Genomic DNA, 23,826 nt, shown 5'->3' on the forward strand with positions numbered 1-23,826 from the left:
CGTGTTTCCCCTGCGCGGCGGTTAAAAACATGGCGAGCGTCTATAGTTAAAGGTTCAGGTTTTGCCCGGCCCGCGAGAGGCTGTGCACTGTAAAGTTTACTGATAACAGGGAAAGAAAATGAAAATAGCCTGCCTGCATACGGCGCAAAGCAACGTGGCGGTTTTTGATGAGGCAGCCCGCGCGCTGAATCTTCCGCAAGACGCCTTAACCCATAAAGTGATGCCGCACCTGCTTGAACAGGCGCAAGCCGCAGGCGGCGTCACGCCCGAGATTGAAAAAGAGACGATAGCGGCGCTCGCGGATCTGCGCACTGATGCCGACGTGGTGCTGCTTACCTGCTCGACGCTGGGCTCCGCCGCCGATTTCCTGGCGCAGGATCCGGGCATTATGCGTGTCGACCGCGCGCTGGCGCAGGCGGCAGCGACCGCCGGGCAGCCCGTTGTGGTGCTCTGCGCCGCGCCGACCACGCTGCACCCCACCGCCGCGCTGTTTCGCGCCACGCTCGCCCCCATCACGCCGCTTGGGGTTGAGATTGTCCCCGATGCCTGGGCGCTGTTTCAGAGCGGTCAGCACGACGCCTTTCACCAGCGCATCGCCCAGGCCGCTGAGCAGGCGTTCGCGCGCAGCGCAGGCTGCGTGGCGCTGGCGCAGGCCTCTATGGCGGGCGCGGAGCGTTATTTCAGCCATCCCAAACTGCTCACCAGCCCACGCGCCGCGCTGGCGCAGATTGCGGCGCGCATTGAGCGGGAGCGCGCATAATGACGACACCCGTGCCTGAACTGCGTGAAGTGGCCGTGCGCGATGTGACCGTCGGGCGCGACGTGGTGATTTATCAGCCCGCCAACGTGTATGGCTGCGAGCTGGGCGATGAGGTGTTTATCGGCCCGTTTGTGGAGATCCAGCGCCATTCCCGCATCGGGCGCGGCACGCGCGTGCAGTCGCATACGTTTATTTGCGAGTACGTGACCATCGGCGAAGATTGTTTTATCGGCCACGGGGTGATGTTCGCCAACGATATGTTTCGCGACGGCAAGCCGGACCCGAACAGCGAGAATTGGGGGCGGATTGTGATTGGTAATGGCGTGTCGATTGGCAGCAACGCGACCATTCTCGCGGTGTCGATTTGCGATGGCGCGGTGATTGGCGCAGGCAGCGTGGTGACAAAGTCGATTACTGAAAAAGGGGTGTACGCCGGTAACCCGGTGCGGTTGTTGCGGCGATTGTAGTCATATTGCGTGGCGGGTGCGCTACGCTTACCCGCCCTACAACATCTCACCGTCCCACATGGACCATCCGTAGGGTGGGTAAGCGAAGCGCACCCACCGTTGAACATGGGCCGTCCGTAGGGTGGGTAAGCGCAGCGCACCCACCGTTGAACATGGGCCGTCCGTAGGGTGGGTAAGCGCAGCGCACCCACCATCCCACATAAGCCACCCACCGCTTCGTAAACCTGAACCACCGCCCTATTACCGGAAGTTCAGGCTCTTATCGCTGGTCATGCTGTAGAGATCAAACTTACGGCCCAGCATCTGACCGCCGTCACGGGTGAGCGGCGTCCAGCCGATCGCGGCCCGGCTGCGGGTCGGGCTGGTGGTGAAGAGATCAAACGGCACCGACACATAGACGCCTTTGGTGAAATCGCCCTCGCCATACTCTTCCGGCGAGACGTTCGTGATAGTCGCGTACGCGCCCACCACAATCCCGCTGTCGAAGTGTTTCGAGACTTCCAGCGTGCCGCCCTTATCGCCTGCCAGATACTGGCCGACGCTCGCTTTAATCAGCACATCCTGCGCAAACGGCGGCGTCCAGTACGCGGTCAGGTGACCGGTTTTCACGCTGTAGTCGGTGAATTTCATCATGTTCTGCGGGCTGGTCCAGTCACGCTGTTTCACGTAGTTGCCATTGACCCCAAACGCCCAGTTGCTGTCCACCGGACGCCACAGCACTTCCGCGCCGGCACCGGCATACATGGTTTCCAGATAGCCCGCGTAGACCTGTCCGTAGAAATCGCCGCCCAGATGTTGGAAGTAGTTCGCCTGCAGGTTGTTAACGTAATAGTTGTTCTCAACATATTCGCGCACGCGGGTACGCACGCGCGGCAGCGGCGAACGATCTTTCGGGTCGGTGTAGCTGAACTTGTCGTAATTGTTCGCTAGGTTCACAAACACGCTGCCGGAGGTTAGCAGGTGGTCGGTCATCCACCAGTCGGCGGTGCCCATCAGGCCCAGCTGATACATGTAGAAGTTTTCCGGGCCGCCGATGGACTGGTTCAGCACCGGGTTGATCGCGACATTAAAGCGCGATTTCTCGATATACCAGCCCTGCTCCGGGTTCTCCGCCTCGACCGGCGTCATGCGCTGCTGCGCCAGCGGCGTCTCATGGCCGAGCGGTTCGCCTTCCAGATGACGCTTCAGGCTCGCCACGTCGGTTTCCGTGGTGACCTGCGGCATATTGAGCCGCGTTTCGGTCACGCGGATGCGGTTCACGCCTTCCGGCAGGTCATTCATGATAATGCGGTTGGCGCGCTCGATCCCTTCGCGCGAATCACGGTATTTATACTGCTCGCCCGTCACGTAGAGCGTGTCGCCCTTCACCTGAATCTGCGGGTCGTTAAGACCGGCGTTGTATTTCAGCGAAGTAAGCTGGTTCGCCACCACGCTGTGCTGCAACATCGCGTCCTGCGGCTGCGGATCATACTCAGGGCGGCGGTTATCGTTATAGGACGGGCGCAGATCGTTAAAGTTGGTGCGCAGCGTAAAGCCGAACATCACCGTGTTGCCGCGCTCGTAGCTCAGGTTAACGTCCGCCCAGTCGGCGACGCGATAAATCGCGCCCACGTTGAATTTGCTTTTCTGATCGATTTTGCCCGCGAAGTCCTGGGTGTAGTTGTTGCCTTCATACTCCAGCTTCAGGCGCAGCGGCTGCCACGGCGTCTGGTATTCGATACCGCCGAAAATCGCCGCCGGGCCGTGGAACATGGTGCTGCCGTCAATCGAGCCCGCGCGCTGGTAGCTCGGATCGCGGTAGCAGAATTTATCGTCGTACTGGCAGAACGGGTTTTTCACGTTGCCGTTCGTTCCCAGATAACCCCAGCCCAGGCCGAGCGAGAAATCAAACGGGCCCCAGGCTTTGCTGGCGACAAGGTATTCGGCGTCAAACAGCCCCGTACCGCCGATATCGCGCGCGCCCACCGCCACCTGCGGCAGCCAGTACCCCTCTTCCCACAGGCGCAGCTTGAGATCGAACGCCTTATCTTTGTAGGTCTGATCGCCGGAGAACGCATCCACGTTAGAGTATTCACGGGTACGCACGTCGGTGTAGCGCAGCGTGGTTTCCAGCCACGGGAAGAGCTGAATGGAGGCGGAGTAGTAGCGATACTGATCGTTATCGTGATAGTTAAGACTCAGCTCACCCTCGCGCGCCATGCGCGCCGTCGGCGTCTGCATCAGGCCGACGCCGCCGAAATCTGTCTGCGAAGGGCCCACCGGCGCCGGATACGTTTCGGCATGACAGGCGGAAGCGACCGCCAGCGCCAGCAGGCTGAAATAGTAATGTTTTTTCATTAATCCGGTACCCGATGCGTCAGAGAAGAGATGATTTGCTCGTTCAGCCCGTCATACGCTGAGGTAAACGTATGGTCAGCGAAGCCGACATACAGAATGCTGCCGGGCATCGGCTCAACGTGGCGCTTATTCCAGTACGCCACCGGCACCTTTTCCACGCGCCCGGTCGGCTGAATCAGCCAGGCGTAGCTACGCTCGGCGCCGCTCAGACGGCTGACCTCATCCAGGTAATCGGTCACGGGTTTGCCGGGGGTAAACGTTTTTTTGCCCGGCGCGCTGACAAGCCCGACAAGCGTAATGGTGGACGGCTGCGGGCCCACCCATAACTCATAGTCGCCTTCCAGCGGCGGGTTGTTGTGCGGACGCACCCGCACGCGATCCGGGTCGAGGATCACTCTCTGACGGCCTGTCACTTTGATGGCCTGTAACTGCTGGCGCACGCGGTTAATCGCCGCGCCGTCATCGCCGCCCTCTTCGGCGGCAAGCGACGCCAGGCGGTTGAGCAGCACCTGATGCTGCGCCTGCGCCTCAACGCTTGCCTGACGTTCGCTGATAACCGCGCCCAGCCACCAGCTGCCGGCTAACTGCGGTTGAGAAACCAGATCGGCGAGATGTTTCGCGCCGGAGACTTTTAGCGGCTGTGCGTGGTCCCGATAAACGGTAATAGTGCCGTCGGCGAAAGCGCAAAAGCTGCCGAGGCTAAAAATCAGCGAAGCGATAAGTGTGGTTTTCATTATTTCGCTGCCTTCAACAGAATGGTGGTGACCGGAAAATACCCCGCTCCCAGATATTGTTTTGACTGACGAATCTGTCCATCGCTGTCCACCCAGAAGCGGTTGTGCCAGGTGGCGGCTTCCGTGGTCACTTCTTCATCCAGCACGCGCACCGGCGTGATGTCGCTGCCCACTTTCAGGGTATCGGTGCCGTCCCAGGTAAAGGTGGAGCGGGCGGTGGCGTAACGCACCTGATGACGCTCGGTCCAGCCCATCGTGCGCGTCCAGCTTGCGCCGTCGATAATCTGGTTGGCATGAACCAGCGGATCGGCCGCCAGATTATTGATGTCTATCAGGTTGTCGGCGAGGCTTAAGGTTTTCACGACGCGCCCGCGCTGCGTCACGATGGTCGCGCGGTCCTGCGTCACCCATTTTTGCTGGCCGTTTTCAGAAAAGGCGAGGACCACAAAGAGTTGCGGGCCGTTATTCAGCGTCATGTACTGGCTGGCGTAGGGCATGTTCTGGATATCGTCATCCGTGAGCTGCACGCCATCCGGGCCGAAAATACTTTGCCTGAGTGAATTGCCGAGTCCCTTGGTCGTGGTGGAGCAGGCCTGAATCATCAGGCACATCAACACAATCGCGAGTCGCTTCACGATATTTCCCCAAAAAAAGTCAAAATAACCACACCGTAGTGTGGTTATGGTTAAAGCCCCCGAAGGGTTTACTGGGTGGTCGTGCTGGTGGTGGTGGTGGTGGTGGTCCCGGTATTGGAACCATCGCCGCCGCCGGTGGCGGCAAGCGCCACACCGACAACCGACCCTACAGTGCTTGACGCGCTGGCGCTGGAGCTGCCAACCGACACGGAGGTCGCTGCTGAGCCTGCCGCTTCACCGACGCTAACCGGTGCCGCCTGGGCTGAGACAGCGCCAAGCGCTGCAATGGCGAAAACGCCACTAAGGATTTTCTTCATATCAATTTCCCTTCATTGAATGAATGGAGATTTACCTGAAAAGCTTTTCAGGCGCTTCCGAGTATACACAACAACCCCTGTCGGTTTACGACACAGGGAAATAGGCACAGGGTTTTAGGATAATTAGACAAACCGCGCAGGATGGCGTAATAAATTTTATATAAATCGCCTGTTTTTCATGCGCTTATAATATATTCCTGAAAAACGGAAATCCGGTTTATCTGAAAGGCTTCAGGCGTGCAGAGAGCCAGCGCGGCGATTTTCGGATTAACCTCAAGATTAAAGAGTAGCGGGACGCGGGCGAACAACAAGATTTATCCGATAAAAAAATGCCGGCATATTGCCGGCATCATTACATTACGCTTATTTTTAACGCTTATTTAAAATCAGCCGCGCCAGGCTTTATAACGGTTAATTAAGCCGTTGGTGGAGCTGTCATGGCTGTCGACCGATTTATCATCGCCCAGCTCCGGCAGGATGCGGTTAGCGAGCTGTTTGCCCAGCTCCACGCCCCACTGGTCGAAGGTAAAGATGTTCAGGATGGCGCCCTGGGTGAAGATTTTGTGCTCATAGAGCGCAATCAGCGCGCCCAGGCTGAACGGGGTGATTTCACGCAGCAGGATGGAGTTGGTCGGGCGGTTGCCTTCAAACACTTTAAACGGCACCACGTTTTCCAGCTGTGCCGGATCTTTGCCCTGGTCGCGGAACTCTTGTTCCACCACGTCGCGGGATTTACCGAACGCCAGCGCTTCGGTCTGGGCGAAGAAGTTTGAGAGCAGTTTCGGATGATGATCAGACAGCGGGTTATGCGTAATCGCCGGCGCGATGAAATCGCACGGGACCAGTTTGGTGCCCTGGTGGATCAGCTGATAGAACGCGTGCTGGCCATTAGTGCCCGGCTCGCCCCAGATAATCGGGCCGGTCTGGTAATCCACGGCGTTGCCGTCACGGTCAACGTATTTACCGTTGGATTCCATATTGCCCTGCTGGAAGTACGCCGCGAAGCGGTGCATGTACTGGTCGTACGGCAGAATCGCTTCGGTTTCGGCACCAAAGAAGTTGTTGTACCAGATGCCAATCAGCGCCAGCAGCACCGGCAGGTTTTTCTCAAACGGCGTGGTGGAGAAGTGTTTGTCCATCTCGTGCGCGCCGGAGAGCAGCTCGACAAAGTTGTCGTAGCCCACGGACAGAATGATAGAGAGACCAATCGCCGACCAGAGGGAGTAACGGCCGCCGACCCAGTCCCAGAACTCAAACATGTTCGCGGTATCGATGCCGAAATCGCCGACCGCTTTCGCGTTGGTGGAGAGCGCCGCGAAGTGCTTCGCCACATGCTTTTCGTCACCGGCGGTTTTCAGGAACCAGTCGCGCGCGCTGTGGGCGTTGGTCATGGTTTCCTGAGTGGTGAAGGTTTTGGACGCCACCAGGAACAGGGTGCTTTCCGGGTTCACCTTTTTCAGCACTTCGGCGATGTGGGTGCCATCGACGTTGGAGACAAAGTGCATGTTGAGGTGATTTTTGTACGGGCGCAGGGCTTCGGTCACCATGAACGGGCCGAGGTCAGAGCCGCCGATACCGATGTTCACCACGTCAGTGATAGGCTTGCCGGTATAGCCTTTCCATTCGCCGGAGATAATGGCTTCGGAGAATTTTTTCATCTTCTCCAGCACGGCGTTCACTTCCGGCATCACATCTTTGCCGTCCACCAGGATCGGCGTATTGCTGCGGTTGCGCAGCGCGACGTGCAGCACGGCGCGGTCTTCGGTGCGGTTGATCTTCTCGCCGGAGAACATGGATTTAATGGCGCCCGCCAGATCGGTCTCTTTTGCCAGATCCAGCAGTTTGCTGAGCGTTTCTTCCGTGATGCGGTTTTTAGAGTAGTCCACCAGCATCTGATCGTTGAAGGTGGCGGAGAATTTACCGAAGCGGTCAGCGTCTTTGGCGAAGAGTTCCGCGAGGGTGACATCCTTCATCGCGTCGAAGTGATTTTGTAGTGCCTGCCAGGCAGAAGTCTGCGTTGGGTTGATGTTTTTCATAGCAATACTCTTGTGATTTGAGAATTGTGACTGCGGTCGATTGTAGCGCCAGTCGCTGAAATTGTGATGATTTTTATCATAAGGCCGGACGCCAGCCTCCCCGGCGACAAGAGAAAAGTATAGCCGTTATAAGTTATTTTCCTGGCAGCCTGCGTAATATGAAAAATCCCCATGACCGTATCGTTGACAATCCCCCGCCCAACCCTTTATTTATGAATAAGTACCGGCCCGACGCGCCCTGCGCACGCCTGGCCGGTCTTTTTTCTGCGGCTTTAGCCAATTGCTTACGCAACCTGAAGCTGCCTCTGACGCCCGCTTAGGGTTTTGCGCATTACGGCAATAAAGCAGCAGCACAGCGTCAGCGTTTTTCAGATGAGTTCGGGTATGGCAAGCGCAACCAATGCCGCCATAGCCTGAGTAAAGAAAGAGAACACGATTTTCAAACGGTTTGGGGTTACGCGAAGGCGGCGACGCAGCGAATCCCCAGGAGCATACAAAAGTATGTGACTGGGGTGAGCGAGGAAAGCCAACACACGCGTAGCCACAAACAGGACGAAAATCATTGTTTTCCAAAATAGTTCGGGGTGTGGCAAGGCGGTAAGCGAGCGAATCCCCGGGAGCATACAAAAGTATGTGACCGGGGTGAGCAAGCGCAACCAACGCCGCCACAGCCTGAAATATGAAGGAAAACCGGAAGAGGCGCGTCGGCCAGGTAACGTGTGCGAGGAACCCGTCCCACGACCACACGCGAGGGGGAACGACGCCGAGATGGCGCGCTGTCTGGTAAGGCGCGTCATCGGCTGCAGGGGCTGAATCCCCTGGGCTGTCACCCGAAACGACGGCAGTCGAACGTTTCGCAAGGTGGAGCGCTTCTGGGTGTATCGTAACGTAGGTTTTATCCTCCTGCGTCCGCCCCTTTACTGCGCTTTCCTTGTGCCCAGGCTGAACAGATTCCGCCATACATGATGAATGGCGCCCTGACACGAGGTTGTTATGAGAGATTCTTTAGTGGTCGCTAAATTTGGCGGCACCAGCGTGGCGGATTTCGACGCCATGAACCGCAGCGCCGATGTCGTTCTGGACGACGGTCACGTCCGTCTGGTGGTGCTTTCCGCCTCCGCCGGGATCACTAATCTGCTGGTGGCGCTGGCGGAAGGTCCCGAAGCGACCGAGCGCTTTGTGAAGCTCGACGCCATTCGCAAGATCCAGTACGACATTCTGGAGCGCCTGCAAAACCCGGCGGTTATCCGCGAAGAGATTGATCGCCTGCTGGAAAATATCGCCACGCTTTCGGAAGCCGCGTCGCTGGCGACCTCTACCGCGCTCACCGACGAACTGGTTAGCCACGGCGAGCTGATGTCCACCCTGCTGTTTGTCGAGATCCTGCGCGAGCGCGGCGTGGACGCGCTGTGGTTTGACGTGCGTAAAGTGATGCGCACCAGCGACCGCTTCGGCCGCGCCGAGCCGGATGTCGCGGCGCTCGCGGAGCTCTGTACGCAGCAGCTCGCGCCGCGCCTGACGGAAGGGTTGGTGATCACCCAGGGGTTTATCGGCAGCGAAGCCAAAGGACGCACCACCACGCTTGGCCGCGGCGGCAGCGACTATACCGCCGCCCTGCTCGCCGAGGCGCTGAAAGCGCGCCGCGTGGATATCTGGACGGACGTGCCGGGCATCTACACCACCGATCCGCGCGTGGTGCCCGCCGCGAAACGCATTGATGAAATCGCGTTTGAAGAAGCCGCCGAAATGGCGACGTTCGGCGCCAAAGTGCTGCACCCGGCGACGCTGCTGCCCGCCGTGCGCAGCGACATTCCGGTGTTTGTCGGCTCCAGCAAAGATCCGAAAGCGGGCGGCACGCTGGTATGCAACAAAACCACCAACCCGCCGCTGTTCCGCGCGCTGGCGCTGCGCCGCAAGCAGACGCTGCTGACGCTCCACAGCCTGAACATGCTGCACTCGCGCGGTTTCCTCGCGGAAGTGTTCAGCATCCTGGCGCGACATAATATTTCGGTCGATCTCATTACCACCTCGGAAGTGAGCGTGGCGCTGACGCTCGACACCACCGGCTCCACCTCAACCGGCGACACGCTGCTGACCCAGGCATTGCTGACCGAGCTCTCCTCGCTCTGCCGCGTGGAAGTGGAGGAAAACCTGGCGCTGGTGGCGCTGATTGGCAATAACCTTTCTAAAGCCTGCGGCGTCGGCAAAGAGGTGTTTGGCGTGCTGGAGCCGTTTAACATCCGCATGATTTGCTACGGCGCGTCGAGCTATAACCTCTGCTTCCTGGTGCCGGGCAACGACGCGGAACAGGTCGTCCAGAAGCTGCACCAGAATCTTTTTGAATAAGTAAAAAAATGGCCTGACATTGTCAGGCCATCACCGTTTCATAAAGCAGCTTATCTAACTGACTCGCCTGCGCCTTTTCGCTGTGCGGCAGCTCGGGCGGGGTTTCGCCGCGCGCCAGCTCTGCGGCGATAAACGCATGTATCCGCGGCATCGATGCGCCATACTCAGCCTCGCCCGCCCGCTGTTTTCTCGCCAGCAGCGTGTCGATTTCTTCCCGCAGCAGCGGATCGTTCACCGTGCCCTCCAGCAGCGTGCAGAATCGCATCGGCGGCGCGCCCTTACCCGCTTCCACCCAGCGCACCGCCAGCAGCGGGCGCAGCACGTAGAAATATTTCTTCAGCCGCACCGTCTCGCCCTGCAAATAACTGTGAAAGTTTTTGCGGGCCATCGAGTAGTAGTGCCAGCGCGCACGCTCAGCGGAGAACCAGAGCGGCACCTGGTCACGCAGCGCGCCGATGGCGGTCTCATCCTGCCGGTAGACTATCGGCGAGTCGAGCCACTCGATAAGCGTCGGGTTCGCCCGCTTGAGCAGCCCGAGCGCTTTGCGCCACTCCCAGCCGCAGACGTCGAGCGTGTCGTCGATGGGCAGTTCGATAACATCGCGCGGCGCATCGACCCGTAAATACCACTCAGGCGGATGCACATAGAGAAAGCGCACGTCGTAGTCGCTGTCCGGCGAGGCAAAGCCCCAGCCCCGGCTCCCCGATTCGCAGGCGTAAAGCACCTTCACGCCATACTTTGTTTCCACCTCGTTTAACACCTGCCGCACGCGCTCGCGCATGGCGGCGTCCACCCCGTTCAGTTCCATCATTTTTCCTTAAAAATTATCCTTTCACGCACACGACCTGACGCAGCGTATGCACAATCTCCACCAGCGACGACTGCGCGGCCATCACGGCGTCGATGTCTTTATACGCCATCGGGATCTCATCGAGCACGTCGCTGTCTTTACGGCACTCAACGTGCGCCGTGGCGCGAATTTGATCTTCCACCGTGAAGCGTTTTTTCGCCGCGGTACGGCTCATCGCGCGCCCTGCGCCGTGGCTGCATGAACAAAAGCTCTCTTCGTTTCCCAGCCCGCGCACGATAAAGCTTTTCGCGCCCATGGACCCCGGAATGATCCCCATCTGGCCTTTTTGCGCCGACACCGCCCCTTTGCGCGTCACCAGGATCTCTTCACCAAAGTGCGTCTCTTTCTGCACGTAGTTATGGTGGCAGTTCACGGCCTCCTGCTGCGTCATAAACGGCTTCGTGATAATCGCGGAAAGCGCCGCCAGCACGCGGTTCATCATCACTTCGCGGTTCTGGCGCGCGAAATCCTGGGCCCATTCGACCGCCTCAATGTAATCGGCGTAGTGTTTGCTGCCTTCTTCAAAATAGGCGAGATCGCGGTCCGGCAGATTCGCCATATGGCGCTGCATATCTTTCTGCGCAAGCCCGATGAAATGGGTGCCGATGGCGTTACCCACGCCGCGCGACCCGCTGTGCAGCATCACCCACACGCGCTCCTGCTCATCAAGGCAGATCTCGATAAAGTGGTTACCCGTACCGAGCGTTCCCAGATGCTGATGATTATTAGTCTTCAACAGGTTGGGATATTTATCCGTCAGGCGCTTAAAGCGCGACGCAAGCGGCGCCCAGTGGTGATCCACATCCTGCGGCGTGTTCGACCACGCGCCTTTATCACGCTGGCCGCGCCCTGTGGTGCGCCCGTGCGGAACGGCCTGTTCGATGGCGCTGCGCAGCCCGCTCAGGTTATCCGGCAGATCGCGCGCCACGAGCGACGTGCGCACCGCGATCATTCCGCAGCCGATATCCACCCCCACCGCCGCCGGGATAATCGCCCCTTTGGTCGGGATCACGCTGCCGATGGTCGATCCTTTACCCAGATGCACATCCGGCATCACCGCCAGATGTTTAAAAATAAACGGCATTTTCGCCGTTTTCAGCAGTTGCTCACGCGCTTCCGGCTCTACCGGCACGCCGTGGGTCCACATTTTTACCGGCGCGCCGTTAGCCTGCGCCAGCGTCTGATAGTGATTCTCTTGCATTGTCATACCCCTTTAATCTGTACCAGCCCCTGCAGCACCTGATCCAGGCCGCCGAATACGGAGATCTTATCGATACGCTCCGCCACTTTTTCCAGGGTTTCGAGCTCTTTCAGTCGCAGCGCGACCGGGTTGTTTTCCATCACTTTCGCGGTGTTCAGCAGCGAACGGGTCGCGGCGGTCTCTTCACGACGACGAATCACGTTCGCCTGCGCGGATTTCTCCGCTTCCACCAGCCGCGACAAAATCGTTTTCATGTCGCCCGGCAGCACGATGTCTTTCACGCCGGTCGACGCCACGTCGATACCAAACGGCGCCATACGTGCGATAACCTGCGCGCTCACCACATCGTCGATAACCTGTTTATTTTCCAGCAGCTCATCGAGCGTGCGGGTGCCGACCGCCTCGCGCAGCCCAAACTGCAATTCGCGGTATAAATGCTCCAGCGGTTTGGCAAGCTGGCTGTACGCCTGCAACACGTCCTGATAGCGCCAGTTGGCCCCCAGATTAATGCGCAGGTTCACTTTATCTTTAGTCAGGATCTCCTGACCGGACACTTCCATCGCCTGAAGGCGCGTATCCACCACTTCCGCCTCCACCAGATGGTTGATTTTCCAGTACGCGCTTAAGCCTGGCGGCAGCAGCGGCTGGGTGACGCCGTCGATTTTCAGCACGCCCGCATGCCAGGCGGGCACGTTAACGGTCAGGATCGCGTCGCGCCCTTTCACTACGGCATCGCGGCCGCGCGGTTGCAGCACGGCGGTCATTATCTCCGTCGGTACCTGCACGTCGCGGGTATCCATATGCACGGCGCGCAGGCTGTCGCCGTCGCGCCAAAAGAGACGCCGCGCGCCCGGCGGGATAATTTCCACCAGCACGTTGTTGCGCCACAGCGCCGCGGTTTCGTTATCGGCGGTATCGACCGCCAGGCAATATTTCTCTACCCATTCTGGCTGAAAACGGCGCAGATAGTCGGCCAGTTCCGGCGCGACGTCGCCGCTGTTCATCTCCACCAGCGTCACGTCCGGTTTGTTAAACCAAGGCAGGCGATGCTCGCCTGCTTCCAGCACCTGATAAAAGTCGCCCTGTTTTGCCAGTAAACCCAGCTGGCCCTTACGAATCGTCACTTTGTTATTCATTTTTTTCCCTTACTGTTGTGGCTGACGCGAATAACGGCGCGAAGCGGGAGGGGGAAGCCACCTCTGTTCCGGTCTTTTCTGCCTGCCGCCCGGCGCCGTTACCGGCGTCAGTGCGTGGCGGTCGCTAACGACTCAACCGCCGGGGTACTGCTTCAAAGGTTTCTCTGGAAGGAGAAAGAAAATTCAGGAGTCGAACCTGATAAACCGACAGTTTTCCGCGTCATTGCACTGGCGGAACGCCCCCTGGATAACGTGTTACCGTTCCCGGTGCGCCGGCGGGGTCATTAGCCCCTGCATACCCAGCGTGCTGACAACGTAGTAATTGCCAGAAGCGTGCCAGTTTCAGTTAAGGTGAAAATAAATTTTTAAGTTATTGATTATTAATAGTTAAATTTTTGATGCGATGCGCGACGGCTATAACAGAAAGGGATATGATTTATCTTTCAATATCGTTATTTATCTTTAAGGATAAAACATGCAAAAGCGTCGCGTGGTGATTGGCATGCTGGGCACCGTACTGGACCGGCGCGGTAAGCGCGCCAACCGCTGGAATAAATGGCGCCCCTCCATCGCGCTGTGTCAGCAGCCCGGTTTGCCTGTCGACCGCTTTGAATTGCTGCATCAGGCGCGCGACGCGTCGCTCGCAGAGCGGGTCATGGAAGATATCGCCGCCGTCTCGCCGCATACCGAAGTGCGCCCGCACACCGTGGTGATGGACGATCCGTGGGATTTCGAGGAGGTGTACGCGGCGCTGCTGGATTTCGCCACGCGCTATCCCTTTGATACCGACAATGAAGAGTATCTGGTGCATATCACCACCGGCACGCACGTAGCGCAGATCTGCTGGTTCCTGCTGACCGAAGCGCGGTATCTCCCGGCGGCGCTGTTACAGACCAGCCCCGATCGCCGGGGCGATGAGGAAGATCAGAAAGCCACCGGCACGGCGTCGGTCATCGATCTCGATTTAAGCCGCTATGCGACGCTGACCAGCCGCTTCCAGCGCGAGCAGCAGCAGTCGGTGTCGTTTCTCAAATCCGGCATCGACACCCGTAACGCCACGTTTAACCGCCTGATCGACCAGATCGAGCGCGTGGCGCTGCGATCCACCGCGCCGATTCTGCTGACGGGGCCGACCGGCGCCGGGAAATCATTTCTCGCAAAGCGCATTTTCCAGCTGCGCCAGGCGCGGCATCTGGTGCAGGGAAAGCTGGTCTCCGTGAACTGCGCGACGCTTCGCGGCGATAACGCGATGTCGACGCTTTTTGGTCATGTGAAGGGCGCGTTTACCGGCGCGCAGCAGGCGCGGCATGGGCTTTTGCGCGAGGCCGACGGCGGCGTGCTGTTTCTGGATGAAATCGCCGAGCTGGGGCTCGATGAGCAGGCGATGTTGCTGAAAGCTATTGAGGAAAAGACCTTTTTCCCGTTCGGCTCGGATAAAGAAGTGCGGAGCGATTTCCAGCTTATCGCCGGTACGCACCGCGACATGGCGCGATGGGTCGCCGAAGGTCGCTTTCGTGAAGATCTCTACGCGCGCATTAATATGTGGGCCTTCGCGCTGCCGGGCCTCGCCGAGCGCCGCGAGGATATCGCGCCGAACGTGGAGTATGAGCTACAGCGCTTCTCGGCGCAGCAGCAGACGCAGATCCGCTTTGATAAAACCGCGCGCGAGCGCTATCTCGCTTTTGCCTGTTCGCCACAGGCGCGCTGGCCGGGCAACTTTCGCGAACTGGGCAGCTCGGTGGCGCGCATGGCGACGCTTGCCGAACAGGGACGTATTACCGACGCCTTAGTCGAGGAAGAGATCGCCCGCCTTACCGCGAGCTGGCAGCCGCTCGCAGACCCTGCCGTCGCGCTGCCCGTCGACACCGCGACGCTCGATCTCTTCGACCGCGACCAGCTGACGGCGGTTGTTGCCGTGTGCCGGCGCAGCGCCTCGCTCTCCGAAGCCGGACGCACGCTGTTTGCCGTTTCACGCCAGAAGAAAGCCAACCCGAACGATGCCGACCGGCTGCGTAAATATCTGGCGCGCTTTGGGCTGAGCTGGGAGCAGGTTAAAGCCCCTGAATGAGGGCTTTTCATCATAATTTGTTTGAATAACTTTCCTTCGCACGATAAACAATATCAATGGCCGGGCTCGATCCCGGCCTTTTTTATAATTACACAACACAACATTCTCCCCGGCGATGCCGCGTTACGACGACGGTTCGCCACGGGGCGCAAGGAAAACACGATGCTCGCGACACTCACCCGGCTGTTCCCGCTCTGGGCGCTGCTGCTCTCGGTTATTGCTTATTACACGCCCTCCACGTTTACGCCCATCGGCCCGTGGGTCAGCACGTTATTGATGCTGATTATGTTTGGCATGGGCGTGCACCTGAAACTCGACGATTTTAAACGCGTGCTGTCGCGCCCCGCGCCGGTGGCCGCCGGGATTTTCCTGCATTACCTGGTGATGCCGCTAGCCGCCTGGCTGCTGGCGATGCTGTTCCATATGCCTCCGGATCTCTCCGCCGGTATGGTGCTGGTGGGAAGCGTGGCGAGCGGCACGGCGTCTAATGTCATGATCTATCTGGCGAAAGGCGATGTGGCGCTGTCGGTGACCATCTCGTCGGTTTCAACGCTGGTGGGCGTAGTGGCCACGCCGCTGCTGACGCGCCTTTATGTTGACGCGCATATCCAGGTGGATGTAATGGGAATGCTGCTGAGCATTCTGCAAATCGTGGTGATCCCGATTGCGCTCGGGCTTATTGTGCATCACCTGTTCCCGCGCGTGGTGAAAGCGGTAGAGCCTTACCTGCCCGCGTTTTCCATGGTGTGTATTCTGGCGATTATCAGCGCCGTGGTAGCGGGCTCCGCCTCGCATATCGCGTCGGTCGGGCTGATGGTGATTGTGGCGGTTATTCTGCATAACAGTATCGGCCTGCTCGGCGGTTACTGGGGCGGGCGCCTCTTCGGCTTTGACGAATCCACCTGCCGGACGCTGGCGATTGAAGTGGGGATGCAAAACTCCGGGCTCGCCGCCGCGCTTGGAAAACTCTATTTCTCGCCGCTCGCGGCCCTGCCTGGCGCGCTGTTCTCGGTGTGGCATAACCTTTCCGGCTCGCTGCTCGCGGGCTACTGGTCCGGTAAACCGGGGGACGGAAACGCAAAAAAAGCGCGCTGATCAAATAAGCCCGGCGAAACCGGGCTTATTTACTGAGTTAGCGGCGGCGTTGCGTTACACTGGCGGCTCACCCCCTGAGGAGTCGCCACTATGTCCCTGCCCCGACTGACCCAGAAAGAGATGACGGAAAGCGAACAGCGCGAATTAAAAACCCTGCTCGACCGCGCCCGCATCGCCCATGGCCGCCCGCTCACGAATTCCGAAGCCAACCACGTCAAAAAAGAGTATATCGACAAGCTGATGGCGCAGCGCGAACAGGCGGCGAAGCAGACGCGCAAACAGAAAAAAGCGCAGGCGTATAAACCGGACAGCGACGCGACCTTTTCGTGGTCGGCCAGCACGCCCGTGCGGGGACGGCGTTAACGCGCAGCGATCGCCTATGCCCGCCCCTTTTCAGGCGGGCTGATAGATCAGGCGCATTTTTCCGCGCGCCTGTTGTGCCTCGCCCACGACGATGCTGATATCTCGCCCGAGGAGCATCAGGCAGGCCATCATTTTCGTTTCGCTGATCCCGCGAAACTGGCCGCGAAGTAACAAAGAGAGTTTTGGCTGGGTCATGCCCAGAAGACGTGCCGCCTCCTGCTGGGTTAAGCCGCGCGCTTTAAGAAGGTCGGTAATGGCCATCGCGAGCTGCGCTTTTAGCTGCATCTCTTCGGCATCGATAAGCCCGAGATCGTCATACACATTTCCGTTACTGCGTTCAATGTCTGCTGTCATTTCAGCCCTCCGGCGTGGCATTGCGCGGCTTTCAGTCGCTGTTCAATTTTGTCCATTTCCGGTCGGGGCGTGGCAATACAGGAAGAGGATTTCTTCTGGAAAACGTGCAGGACATAAATCGCCTCTCTCAGGCGCACGGTATAGACCGCCCTAAAGGTATTTCCCTGGTTATCCTCCACCACCTCAAGCACACCCGCGCCGCCGAATCCTTTGAGGGGTTTAGCCTGCGGATGGCGTCTGCCCTGCTGCGCCAGGTAAAGCGCATAACCAAAAAGATCCTGAACATCCTCCGGCAGCGCCTGAAGATCTTTTCTGGCCTGCCCGACCCAAAACAACGGTTTTATCATGTAGCGTTCCCTCTGATTATACCTTTATGGGTATAAAAAACAGCGTCCGGCTTTCACGATAAAATAAAAAACCCCGCCGTCAGCGAGGTTTTTTGTCATCTTTCGGCATATCTTCCAGATTCATTACAGACGCCTTTGTTACCTTTTTTATGACACTTATTCTCCCTGAGCAGACTTGTAGAATTCGCATGTAGTTTTTAAAATACAGGGAGCGTTATGAAGCATATTTTTCAAACTGAAGTATTCCGCCGTTGGCAAGCCAGTCTGAAAGACCAGCGGGTAAAAACGATGATTGCCGCGCGGCTTTTTCGGCTGGCTAATGGTTTGCCTGGTGATGTTAAGCCCGTCGGCGCAGGCATCAGCGAGCTGCGTATTCACTACGGCGCGGGATACCGGATTTATTTCAAACAACACGGCGACGTGATTGTCATTTTGCTTTGTGGTGGTGATAAGCACACGCAGGATAAAGACATTCTTCTTGCGAAAATGCTGGCTGACCTGCCAGAGAACCAGTGGAGATAATGTGATGAAGCTGACCGAATACGATCCCGCTGCGGCGCTGATTGATGATGAGGAGATCGCCTTCTTTATGGCGGACGCGCTCGAAACTGGCGACGCCGGACATATTGCAAAGGCGCTGGGCATCGTCGCGCGCGCTAAAGGCATGTCGCATATCGCCTCTCAGACAGGGTTGTCGCGTGAACAGCTGTACCGTTCTTTCAGTGATAAAGGCAACCCAACGCTTAAAACCACGCTGGCAGTGATGAAAGCGCTGGGTCTCGGTTTAACGATTAAATCATAAAAGCGGCCTTGTAAGGCTACTCTTCCAGCCGCTCCTCATCGTCATCCGGCTGTTCGAGAATGCTGTAAGCCACGGCGCAGAACAGTGAGTTCAGGCGCTTCATATCGCCAAGCAGCCCCAGATGCAGCGAGCTGGTTTCAATACTCTGCACATTTTGCTGATGCAGTCGGTCCACATGCGCATGGGCGTAGCGGCGGTTGAGGATGCGAAAACGGTGTTTATGGCGCCGCAGACGGCGAGCGCTTTGCACGTCTCCCGCGAAAAAGACCGACAGGCTGAGCTTCAGGTTGGCGGTCAGTTTCTCCAGCAGGGTATCCAGCTCTTTCACGCCTTCCGGTGAAAACGCGCGGCGCGCGGCCAGCGATTTGTTCGCCACTTCGCTGCCCATACGCTCCAGAATATCCGCCGCCTGTTCGAGGTTCAGCGACATTTCAATAATTTCCGCCCAGCGTTTCGCCTCCTCTTCAGCCAGATCCTCTTTCGGCATGCGCGCCATATAGAGCTTGATGGCGGTGTAGAGCACATCCACGTCGTCGGCGAGCCGCCGCAGCGTTTTCTCCTGGCGCGGTTCGCCGTGCATCACTTTGCCGTAGACCTCCAGCATCTGCTCCAGCACGTCGCCGATGCGCAGCGTTTCGCGCGCGGCGTTGGCGAGCCCCAGCGCCGGCGTGTCGAGCGCGCTCGGGTCAAGATGCCGCGGCTTCATGCGCAGATCGGTTTCCGGGGCGTCGGGAATGATGCGCTGGCAGAGGCGCGCCATCATGCCCGCGAAGGGCACCATCACGAGGCAGCGAATGAGGTTGTAGAAAACGTGGAAATAGATAACCAGTTCCGACTCCTCCAGCGGCAGCTTATGGAGGGTTTGCGCCAGCAGCGGCACGAAAGGCAGCACCAGCAGGCTGCCCACCAGCTTAAACAGCAGACTGCCGAGCGCCACGCGCCGCGCCGCCGGGCTGGCGGCGCCGTTATTGAGCATCGCCAGCAGGCCGGAGCCGAGGTTCGCGCCAATCACCAGGCAGAGCGCCACCTGAAATGAGATGACGTCCGTGGCGTTGAGCGTGGCGGTCAGCAGAACCGCCGCCAGGCTTGAGTAGCTGATGACCGCGAACATGGCGCCGATTAGCGCGTCGAGCATGATATCGCCGGTGAGCGAGGCGAAAATCACCTGCACGCCGGAGGCCTGGGTGATGGGCGTGACCGCCTGCACGATAAGCTCCAGCGCCTGCAAAATCAGCCCAAGGCCGATAGCGACGCGCCCCATCTGGCCGGCGCGGCTCTGTTTACGGCCCAGAAAGAAGATGACGCCGATAAAAATCAGCAGCGGCGAGAGCCACGAGAGATCGAAGGTGAGCACGCGCGCCATGAGCGCCGTACCGACATCCGCGCCGAGCACAATGACCAGCGCGGGCGTGAGCGCCACCAGATCCTGCGCGACGAACGAAGTGACAAGCAGCGTGGTGGCGTTGCTGCTCTGCACCAGCGCCGTCACGCCGATGCCCGCGCAGAAGGCGAGCGGTTTTTTCTCAACGCTGCGGCTGAGCACGCTTCTTAAGCGCGCGCCGAAGACGCGCATGACGCCGGTACGCACGATGTGAGTGCCCCAGACCAGCAGCGCCACAGCAGAAAGCAGGTGTAACAGCGTTAACACGGCTTCTCCTTATCGTTGTGTTTTCCTAAGAAGCAGATACGTCTCCGCTCCTTTGATGAGTATAAGTAATTAACCGGAGGAAGTATTGGACGGTGGGGATATCAGAGACAGTCAGGCGCGGGATGATGCCGGAGATGGCGGGTGATGAGGAAAAGGCGGGTGTTGGGTGATGACGGAAAGGCGGGTGCGCTACGCTTACCCGCCCTACGTTTCATCTTAGAGGTCTAATGTGTTGTAGGGTGGGTAAGCAACGCGCACCCACCAGCGTGTTCATCTTACGAGTCTAATCCATTGTAGGGTGGGTAAGCAACGCGCACCCACCAGCGTGTTCATCTTACGGGTCTAATCCATTGTAGGGTGGGTAAGCAACGCGCACCCACCAGCGTGTTCATCTTACGGGTCTAATCCGTTGTAGGGTGGGTAAGCAACGCGCGCCCACCAGCGTGTTCGTCTTACGGGTCTGGTGCGAAACTAATCCGCGTCGTAACCGAGGTTCGCCGCAAGCCACCGCTCCACCTCGCTCACGCTCATCCCTTTGCGCTGCGCGTAATCTTCCACCTGGTCGCGCTGGATCTGCGCCACGGCGAAATATTTACTTTCCGGGTGACTGAAATACCAGCCGGAAACCGAGGCCCCTGGCCACATCGCGTAGGACTCCGTGAGCTTCATGCCGATGCGGTTTTCCACGTCCAGCAGATCCCAGATAACTGATTTCTCGGTGTGCTCCGGGCAGGCCGGATAGCCGGGCGCCGGGCGGATGCCCTGATAATTTTCGCGGATGAGCTCCTCATTGCTGAGGTTTTCATAAGGCGCGTAGCCCCACAGCACTTTACGCACGCGCTCATGCAGATACTCGGCGAACGCTTCCGCCAGACGGTCAGCCACCGCTTTCACCATGATTTTATTATAATCATCGTGCCGCGCGTCGAAGGCCTCCGCCAGCGCGTCCTCCTCCAGCCCGCCGGTCACGGCGAACGCGCCGAGGTAATCGGCTTTGCCGCTGTGTTTCGGGGCCACAAAATCCGCCAGACAATAGTTCGCAAAGCCCACTTTCTCGGTCTGCTGACGTAAGTGATGACTTACTGACAACACATGCGTACGCGTCTCGTCACGGTAAATTTCGATATCGTCGCCGACGCGGTTCGCCGGGAAAAGTCCCACCACGCCGCGCGGCGTCAGGGATTTTTCGGCGCTCAGTTTGTCGAGCATCTCGTTGGCGTCTTTAAATAGCCGCTGCGCCTCCTCGCCCACAATCTCATCTTCCAGAATGCGCGGATATTTCCCGGCGAGCGACCAGGTCATAAAGAACGGCGTCCAGTCGATGTAATTACGCAGCGTCTCGATGCTCGCCACCACCTCTTCGACGCCCGGACGGTGCGCGACGGGCGGCGTGTAGCTTTCCCAGTCGAACGCCAGATCGTTTTCACGCGCGGCGGCGAGCGTCACCGGCGGCGTGCGCGGTTTTTTTCGCCCGTGCTGGATACGCACGGTTTCATACTCTTTGCGGGTGCGCGCGACGAAATCGTCACGCAGCGTGTCGGAGAGCAGCGAAGAGACCACGCCCACGGTGCGCGACGCGTTCTGAACATAGACCGTCGGCCCGCTGTAGTTCTGCTCGATTTTCACCGCCGTATGGGCTTTCGAGGTGGTCGCGCCGCCGATCAGCAGCGGCAGGGTAAAGCCCTGACGCTCCATCTCTTTCGCCACGTTCACCATCTCATCGAGCGACGGCGTGATAAGCCCGGAGAGCCCGATGATATCGGCGTTTACTTCACGCGCGGTTTTGAGGATTTTATCCGTCGGCACCATCACGCCGAGATCGATAATCTCGTAGTTATTACACTGCAACACCACGCCGACGATATTTTTGCCGATGTCGTGCACGTCGCCTTTCACGGTCGCGAGCACGATTTTGCCGTTGCTCTTGCCCACTTCCTTACTGGCCTGAATGTATGGTTCCAGGTACGCCACCGCCTGCTTCATGACGCGAGCGGATTTCACCACCTGCGGCAGGAACATTTTCCCCTCGCCGAACAGATCGCCGACCACGTTCATGCCGTCCATCAGCGGGCCTTCAATCACCTGAATAGGACGTTCCGCCTGCTGGCGCGCCTCTTCGGTATCCTGCTCGATAAACTCGGTAATGCCTTTGACCAGCGAATATTCGAGGCGCTTTTTGACATCCCACGAGCGCCACTCGGCCTGCTGAGCGTCAGCGGCGCTGTCCGCTTTGCTGCCGCGGTACTTTTCGGCAAGCGCCAGCAGCCGCTCGGTACCATCGGCGCGGCGATTAAGGATGACGTCTTCTACCGCGTCGCGCAGCTCGGTGGGCAGATCGTCGTAAATCGCCAGCTGTCCGGCGTTAACGATGCCCATGTCCATGCCGTTGCGGATGGCGTAGTAGAGGAACACGGCGTGGATCGCCTCGCGCACCGGGTCGTTGCCGCGAAACGAGAAGGAAACGTTGGAGACGCCGCCGGAGATCAGCGCATGCGGCAGCTCGCGTTTAATATCTTCACATGCGCCGATAAAATCCTGCGCGTAGTTGTTGTGTTCATCGATGCCGGTCGCGACCGCGAAAATGTTCGGGTCGAAGATAATATCTTCCGGCGGGAAGCCGACCTCTTCGGTGAGGATTTGATAGGCGCGGCGGCAGATCTCTATTTTGCGCTCGCGGGTGTCGGCCTGGCCCACTTCGTCAAACGCCATCACCACCACCGCCGCGCCGTAGCGGCGCACCAGTTTCGCGTGATGCACAAACGCCCCGACGCCCTCTTTCATGGAGATCGAGTTAACGATGCCTTTGCCCTGAATGCATTTCAGGCCTTTCTCGATAACGTCCCATTTTGACGAGTCGATCATAATCGGCACGCGGGCGATATCTGGTTCGCCCGCGATAAGGTTGAGGAAGCGCACCATCGCCGCTTCGGCGTCGAGCATCCCTTCATCCATGTTGATATCGATAATCTGCGCGCCGTTTTCGACCTGCTGGCGCGCCACATCCAGCGCTTCGCTGTATTTCTCTTCTTTGATTAAGCGCTTAAATTTGGCCGAGCCGGTGACGTTGGTGCGCTCGCCGACGTTCACAAACAGCGAGTCGTCGCCGATGTTGAGCGGCTCAAGGCCCGCCAGGCGGCAGGCGACGGGAATATCCGGCAGTTTGCGCGGCGGCAACCCCTCCACGGCGCGGCTCATGGCGGCGATATGTTCCGGCGTGGTGCCGCAGCAGCCGCCGACGATATTCAAGAAGCCCGATTCCGCCCATTCGCGGATTTGCGCGGCCATCACATCGGCGTCTAAATCATATTCGCCGAAGGCGTTCGGCAGGCCCGCGTTGGGATGCGCGGTAACGTAGCATTCCGCGATTCGCGACAGCTCCGCCACGTACTGACGCAGTTCGTCCGGGCCCAGCGCGCAGTTAAGGCCGAAAGTGAGCGCATCGGCGTGGCGCAGCGAGTTATAAAACGCTTCGGTGGTCTGGCCCGATAGCGTGCGGCCGGAAGCGTCGGTGATCGTGCCGGAGATCATGATGGGCAGCTCGACGCCGAGCGCGTCGAACTCCGCCTTCACGGCGAAGATCGCGGCCTTGGCGTTAAGCGTATCGAAGACCGTTTCGATAAGAATCAGATCCGAGCCGCCTTCTATCAGCGCCCGCGTGGATTCGCGGTAAGCGTCCACCAGCTGATCAAAAGTAATATTACGGAAGGCCGGGTCGTTCACATCAGGAGAAATCGAGGCTGTACGGTTAGTGGGCCCTAACACACCTGCCACATAACGCGGTTTTTCCGGCGTGCGCGCCGTCCATTCATCGGCGCAGGCGCGGGCCAGCTTCGCGGCTTCGTAGTTGATTTCCGCCGACAGCGATTCCATCTGGTAATCGGCCATCGCGATGGTCGTCGAGTTAAAGGTGTTGGTCTCGATGATATCGGCGCCCGCTTCAAAGTAGGCGTAGTGGATAGCGGCGATGATATCTGGCTTAGTGAGTACCAGCAGGTCGTTGTTGCCTTTTAGATCGCACGGCCAGTCGGCGAAACGCTCGCCGCGGAAATCCTCTTCATCCAGACGATAGCTCTGGATCATGGTGCCTATACCGCCGTCCAGCACCATAATGCGTTCCGCTAATTGCCGGTGCAGCTGTTCAGATTTGCTACTCACATTTGCTCCTGATACTCGACAAAACCCAGGCCGGAAAGGCCAGCAAACCATACTGGCATAAAGCGATCGGGCGGGAAAGGCGCGCGGCGGCAACTTGAGACATGTTCATTATTCACTGCTCCGATGAGTTGCCTGGCGGTTGCATTATCGCCAAATAAAACGAAAATGATTTCCA

General features: G+C 58.7%; 20 protein-coding genes and 1 riboswitch. Of the genes, 8 read left to right on the forward strand and 12 right to left on the reverse strand.

Annotation, left to right across the window (positions count from 1 at the left end; all coding sequences use genetic code 11):
- The first annotated feature begins 118 nt into the window (after window positions 1-118).
- Together AFK65_RS17630 and AFK65_RS17635 are read left to right on the forward strand one after the other, a co-directional pair.
- Window positions 119-760, forward strand: a complete 642-nt coding sequence (locus AFK65_RS17630; RefSeq protein WP_038856162.1) for a hypothetical protein — start codon at window positions 119-121, stop codon at window positions 758-760.
- Window positions 760-1,227: an acyltransferase gene (locus tag AFK65_RS17635; protein WP_038856161.1), complete on the forward strand. Its 468-nt coding sequence runs from the start codon at window positions 760-762 to the stop codon at window positions 1,225-1,227. The genes AFK65_RS17630 and AFK65_RS17635 overlap by 1 nt, the downstream gene beginning before the upstream one ends.
- Before the next feature lie 240 nt (window positions 1,228-1,467).
- Here AFK65_RS17635 and AFK65_RS17640 read toward each other — a convergent pair whose 3' ends face one another.
- From AFK65_RS17640 to pgi, 5 genes are all read right to left on the reverse strand, one after another.
- On the reverse strand, window positions 1,468-3,564 hold the full coding sequence (locus AFK65_RS17640) for a YjbH domain-containing protein (RefSeq protein WP_038856159.1): 2,097 nt from the start codon (window positions 3,562-3,564) through the stop codon (window positions 1,468-1,470).
- On the reverse strand, window positions 3,564-4,298 hold the full coding sequence (locus AFK65_RS17645) for a capsule biosynthesis GfcC D2 domain-containing protein (RefSeq protein ID WP_007702356.1): 735 nt from the start codon (window positions 4,296-4,298) through the stop codon (window positions 3,564-3,566). Before AFK65_RS17645 ends, AFK65_RS17640 begins: the two co-directional genes overlap by 1 nt.
- Window positions 4,298-4,933, reverse strand: a complete 636-nt coding sequence (locus AFK65_RS17650; RefSeq protein WP_007702358.1) for a YjbF family lipoprotein — start codon at window positions 4,931-4,933, stop codon at window positions 4,298-4,300. The genes AFK65_RS17645 and AFK65_RS17650 overlap by 1 nt, the downstream gene beginning before the upstream one ends.
- A 68-nt stretch (window positions 4,934-5,001) precedes the next feature.
- Window positions 5,002-5,250: an exopolysaccharide production protein YjbE gene (yjbE, locus tag AFK65_RS17655; RefSeq protein WP_015742674.1), complete on the reverse strand. Its 249-nt coding sequence runs from the start codon at window positions 5,248-5,250 to the stop codon at window positions 5,002-5,004.
- A 386-nt stretch (window positions 5,251-5,636) separates the two neighbouring features.
- Window positions 5,637-7,286: a glucose-6-phosphate isomerase gene (pgi, locus tag AFK65_RS17660; RefSeq protein ID WP_038856155.1), complete on the reverse strand. Its 1,650-nt coding sequence runs from the start codon at window positions 7,284-7,286 to the stop codon at window positions 5,637-5,639.
- A gap of 686 nt (window positions 7,287-7,972) precedes the next feature.
- A riboswitch (Lysine riboswitch) is annotated at window positions 7,973-8,166 on the forward strand.
- A gap of 113 nt (window positions 8,167-8,279) precedes the next feature.
- On the opposite strand from pgi, the gene lysC reads away from it, so the two are divergent.
- A complete protein-coding gene (lysC, locus tag AFK65_RS17665; RefSeq protein WP_038856154.1) occupies window positions 8,280-9,632 on the forward strand; it encodes a lysine-sensitive aspartokinase 3 in 1,353 nt (450 codons plus the stop codon).
- A 22-nt stretch (window positions 9,633-9,654) separates the two neighbouring features.
- Here lysC and AFK65_RS17670 read toward each other — a convergent pair whose 3' ends face one another.
- From AFK65_RS17670 to AFK65_RS17680, 3 genes are read right to left on the reverse strand one after another with little or no spacing between them, the layout of a single operon-like run.
- The gene (locus AFK65_RS17670; RefSeq protein WP_038856153.1) at window positions 9,655-10,440 is read right to left on the reverse strand and encodes a nucleotidyltransferase domain-containing protein; all 786 of its coding nucleotides are present in this window, start codon (window positions 10,438-10,440) and stop codon (window positions 9,655-9,657) included.
- A 16-nt stretch (window positions 10,441-10,456) separates the two neighbouring features.
- Window positions 10,457-11,683: an RtcB family protein gene (locus AFK65_RS17675; protein ID WP_007702371.1), complete on the reverse strand. Its 1,227-nt coding sequence runs from the start codon at window positions 11,681-11,683 to the stop codon at window positions 10,457-10,459.
- Window positions 11,684-11,685: 2 nt separating this feature from the next.
- A complete protein-coding gene (locus AFK65_RS17680) occupies window positions 11,686-12,819 on the reverse strand; it encodes a slipin family protein (protein WP_007702374.1) in 1,134 nt (377 codons plus the stop codon).
- A gap of 475 nt (window positions 12,820-13,294) precedes the next feature.
- Here AFK65_RS17680 and rtcR point away from each other — a divergent pair, with 475 nt between their 5' ends.
- The 3 genes from rtcR to AFK65_RS17695 all read left to right on the forward strand — a co-directional run bounded on the left by rtcR (window position 13,295) and on the right by AFK65_RS17695 (window position 16,345).
- Window positions 13,295-14,887: an RNA repair transcriptional activator RtcR gene (rtcR, locus tag AFK65_RS17685; protein WP_007702375.1), complete on the forward strand. Its 1,593-nt coding sequence runs from the start codon at window positions 13,295-13,297 to the stop codon at window positions 14,885-14,887.
- A gap of 162 nt (window positions 14,888-15,049) precedes the next feature.
- Window positions 15,050-15,982, forward strand: coding sequence for a ketopantoate/pantoate/pantothenate transporter PanS (gene panS / locus AFK65_RS17690; RefSeq protein ID WP_007702376.1), 933 nt, complete (start codon window positions 15,050-15,052; stop codon window positions 15,980-15,982).
- 90 nt (window positions 15,983-16,072) lie between these two features.
- On the forward strand, window positions 16,073-16,345 hold the full coding sequence (locus AFK65_RS17695; protein WP_007702377.1) for a DUF3811 domain-containing protein: 273 nt from the start codon (window positions 16,073-16,075) through the stop codon (window positions 16,343-16,345).
- A gap of 30 nt (window positions 16,346-16,375) precedes the next feature.
- Here AFK65_RS17695 and AFK65_RS17700 read toward each other — a convergent pair whose 3' ends face one another.
- A complete protein-coding gene (locus tag AFK65_RS17700) occupies window positions 16,376-16,699 on the reverse strand; it encodes a helix-turn-helix domain-containing protein (protein ID WP_007702380.1) in 324 nt (107 codons plus the stop codon).
- On the reverse strand, window positions 16,696-17,046 hold the full coding sequence (locus AFK65_RS17705; RefSeq protein ID WP_007702383.1) for a type II toxin-antitoxin system RelE/ParE family toxin: 351 nt from the start codon (window positions 17,044-17,046) through the stop codon (window positions 16,696-16,698). Before AFK65_RS17705 ends, AFK65_RS17700 begins: the two co-directional genes overlap by 4 nt.
- A 216-nt stretch (window positions 17,047-17,262) precedes the next feature.
- On the opposite strand from AFK65_RS17705, the gene AFK65_RS17710 reads away from it, so the two are divergent.
- Together AFK65_RS17710 and AFK65_RS17715 are read left to right on the forward strand one after the other, a co-directional pair.
- Window positions 17,263-17,568 (forward strand): type II toxin-antitoxin system RelE/ParE family toxin, encoded by a 306-nt coding sequence (locus AFK65_RS17710; RefSeq protein ID WP_032804980.1) that lies wholly within the window; start codon window positions 17,263-17,265, stop codon window positions 17,566-17,568.
- Window positions 17,569-17,572: 4 nt separating this feature from the next.
- On the forward strand, window positions 17,573-17,848 hold the full coding sequence (locus tag AFK65_RS17715) for an addiction module antidote protein (RefSeq protein WP_007702390.1): 276 nt from the start codon (window positions 17,573-17,575) through the stop codon (window positions 17,846-17,848).
- A gap of 16 nt (window positions 17,849-17,864) precedes the next feature.
- Here AFK65_RS17715 and AFK65_RS17720 read toward each other — a convergent pair whose 3' ends face one another.
- Both AFK65_RS17720 and metH read right to left on the reverse strand, forming a co-directional pair.
- Window positions 17,865-19,496 (reverse strand): Na/Pi cotransporter family protein, encoded by a 1,632-nt coding sequence (locus AFK65_RS17720; RefSeq protein ID WP_038856148.1) that lies wholly within the window; start codon window positions 19,494-19,496, stop codon window positions 17,865-17,867.
- 471 nt (window positions 19,497-19,967) lie between these two features.
- Window positions 19,968-23,651 (reverse strand): methionine synthase, encoded by a 3,684-nt coding sequence (metH, locus tag AFK65_RS17725; protein WP_038856147.1) that lies wholly within the window; start codon window positions 23,649-23,651, stop codon window positions 19,968-19,970.
- Window positions 23,652-23,826 lie beyond the last annotated feature (175 nt).

This window comes from Cronobacter universalis NCTC 9529, assembly GCF_001277175.1.
Lineage (GTDB): Bacteria > Pseudomonadota > Gammaproteobacteria > Enterobacterales > Enterobacteriaceae > Cronobacter > Cronobacter universalis.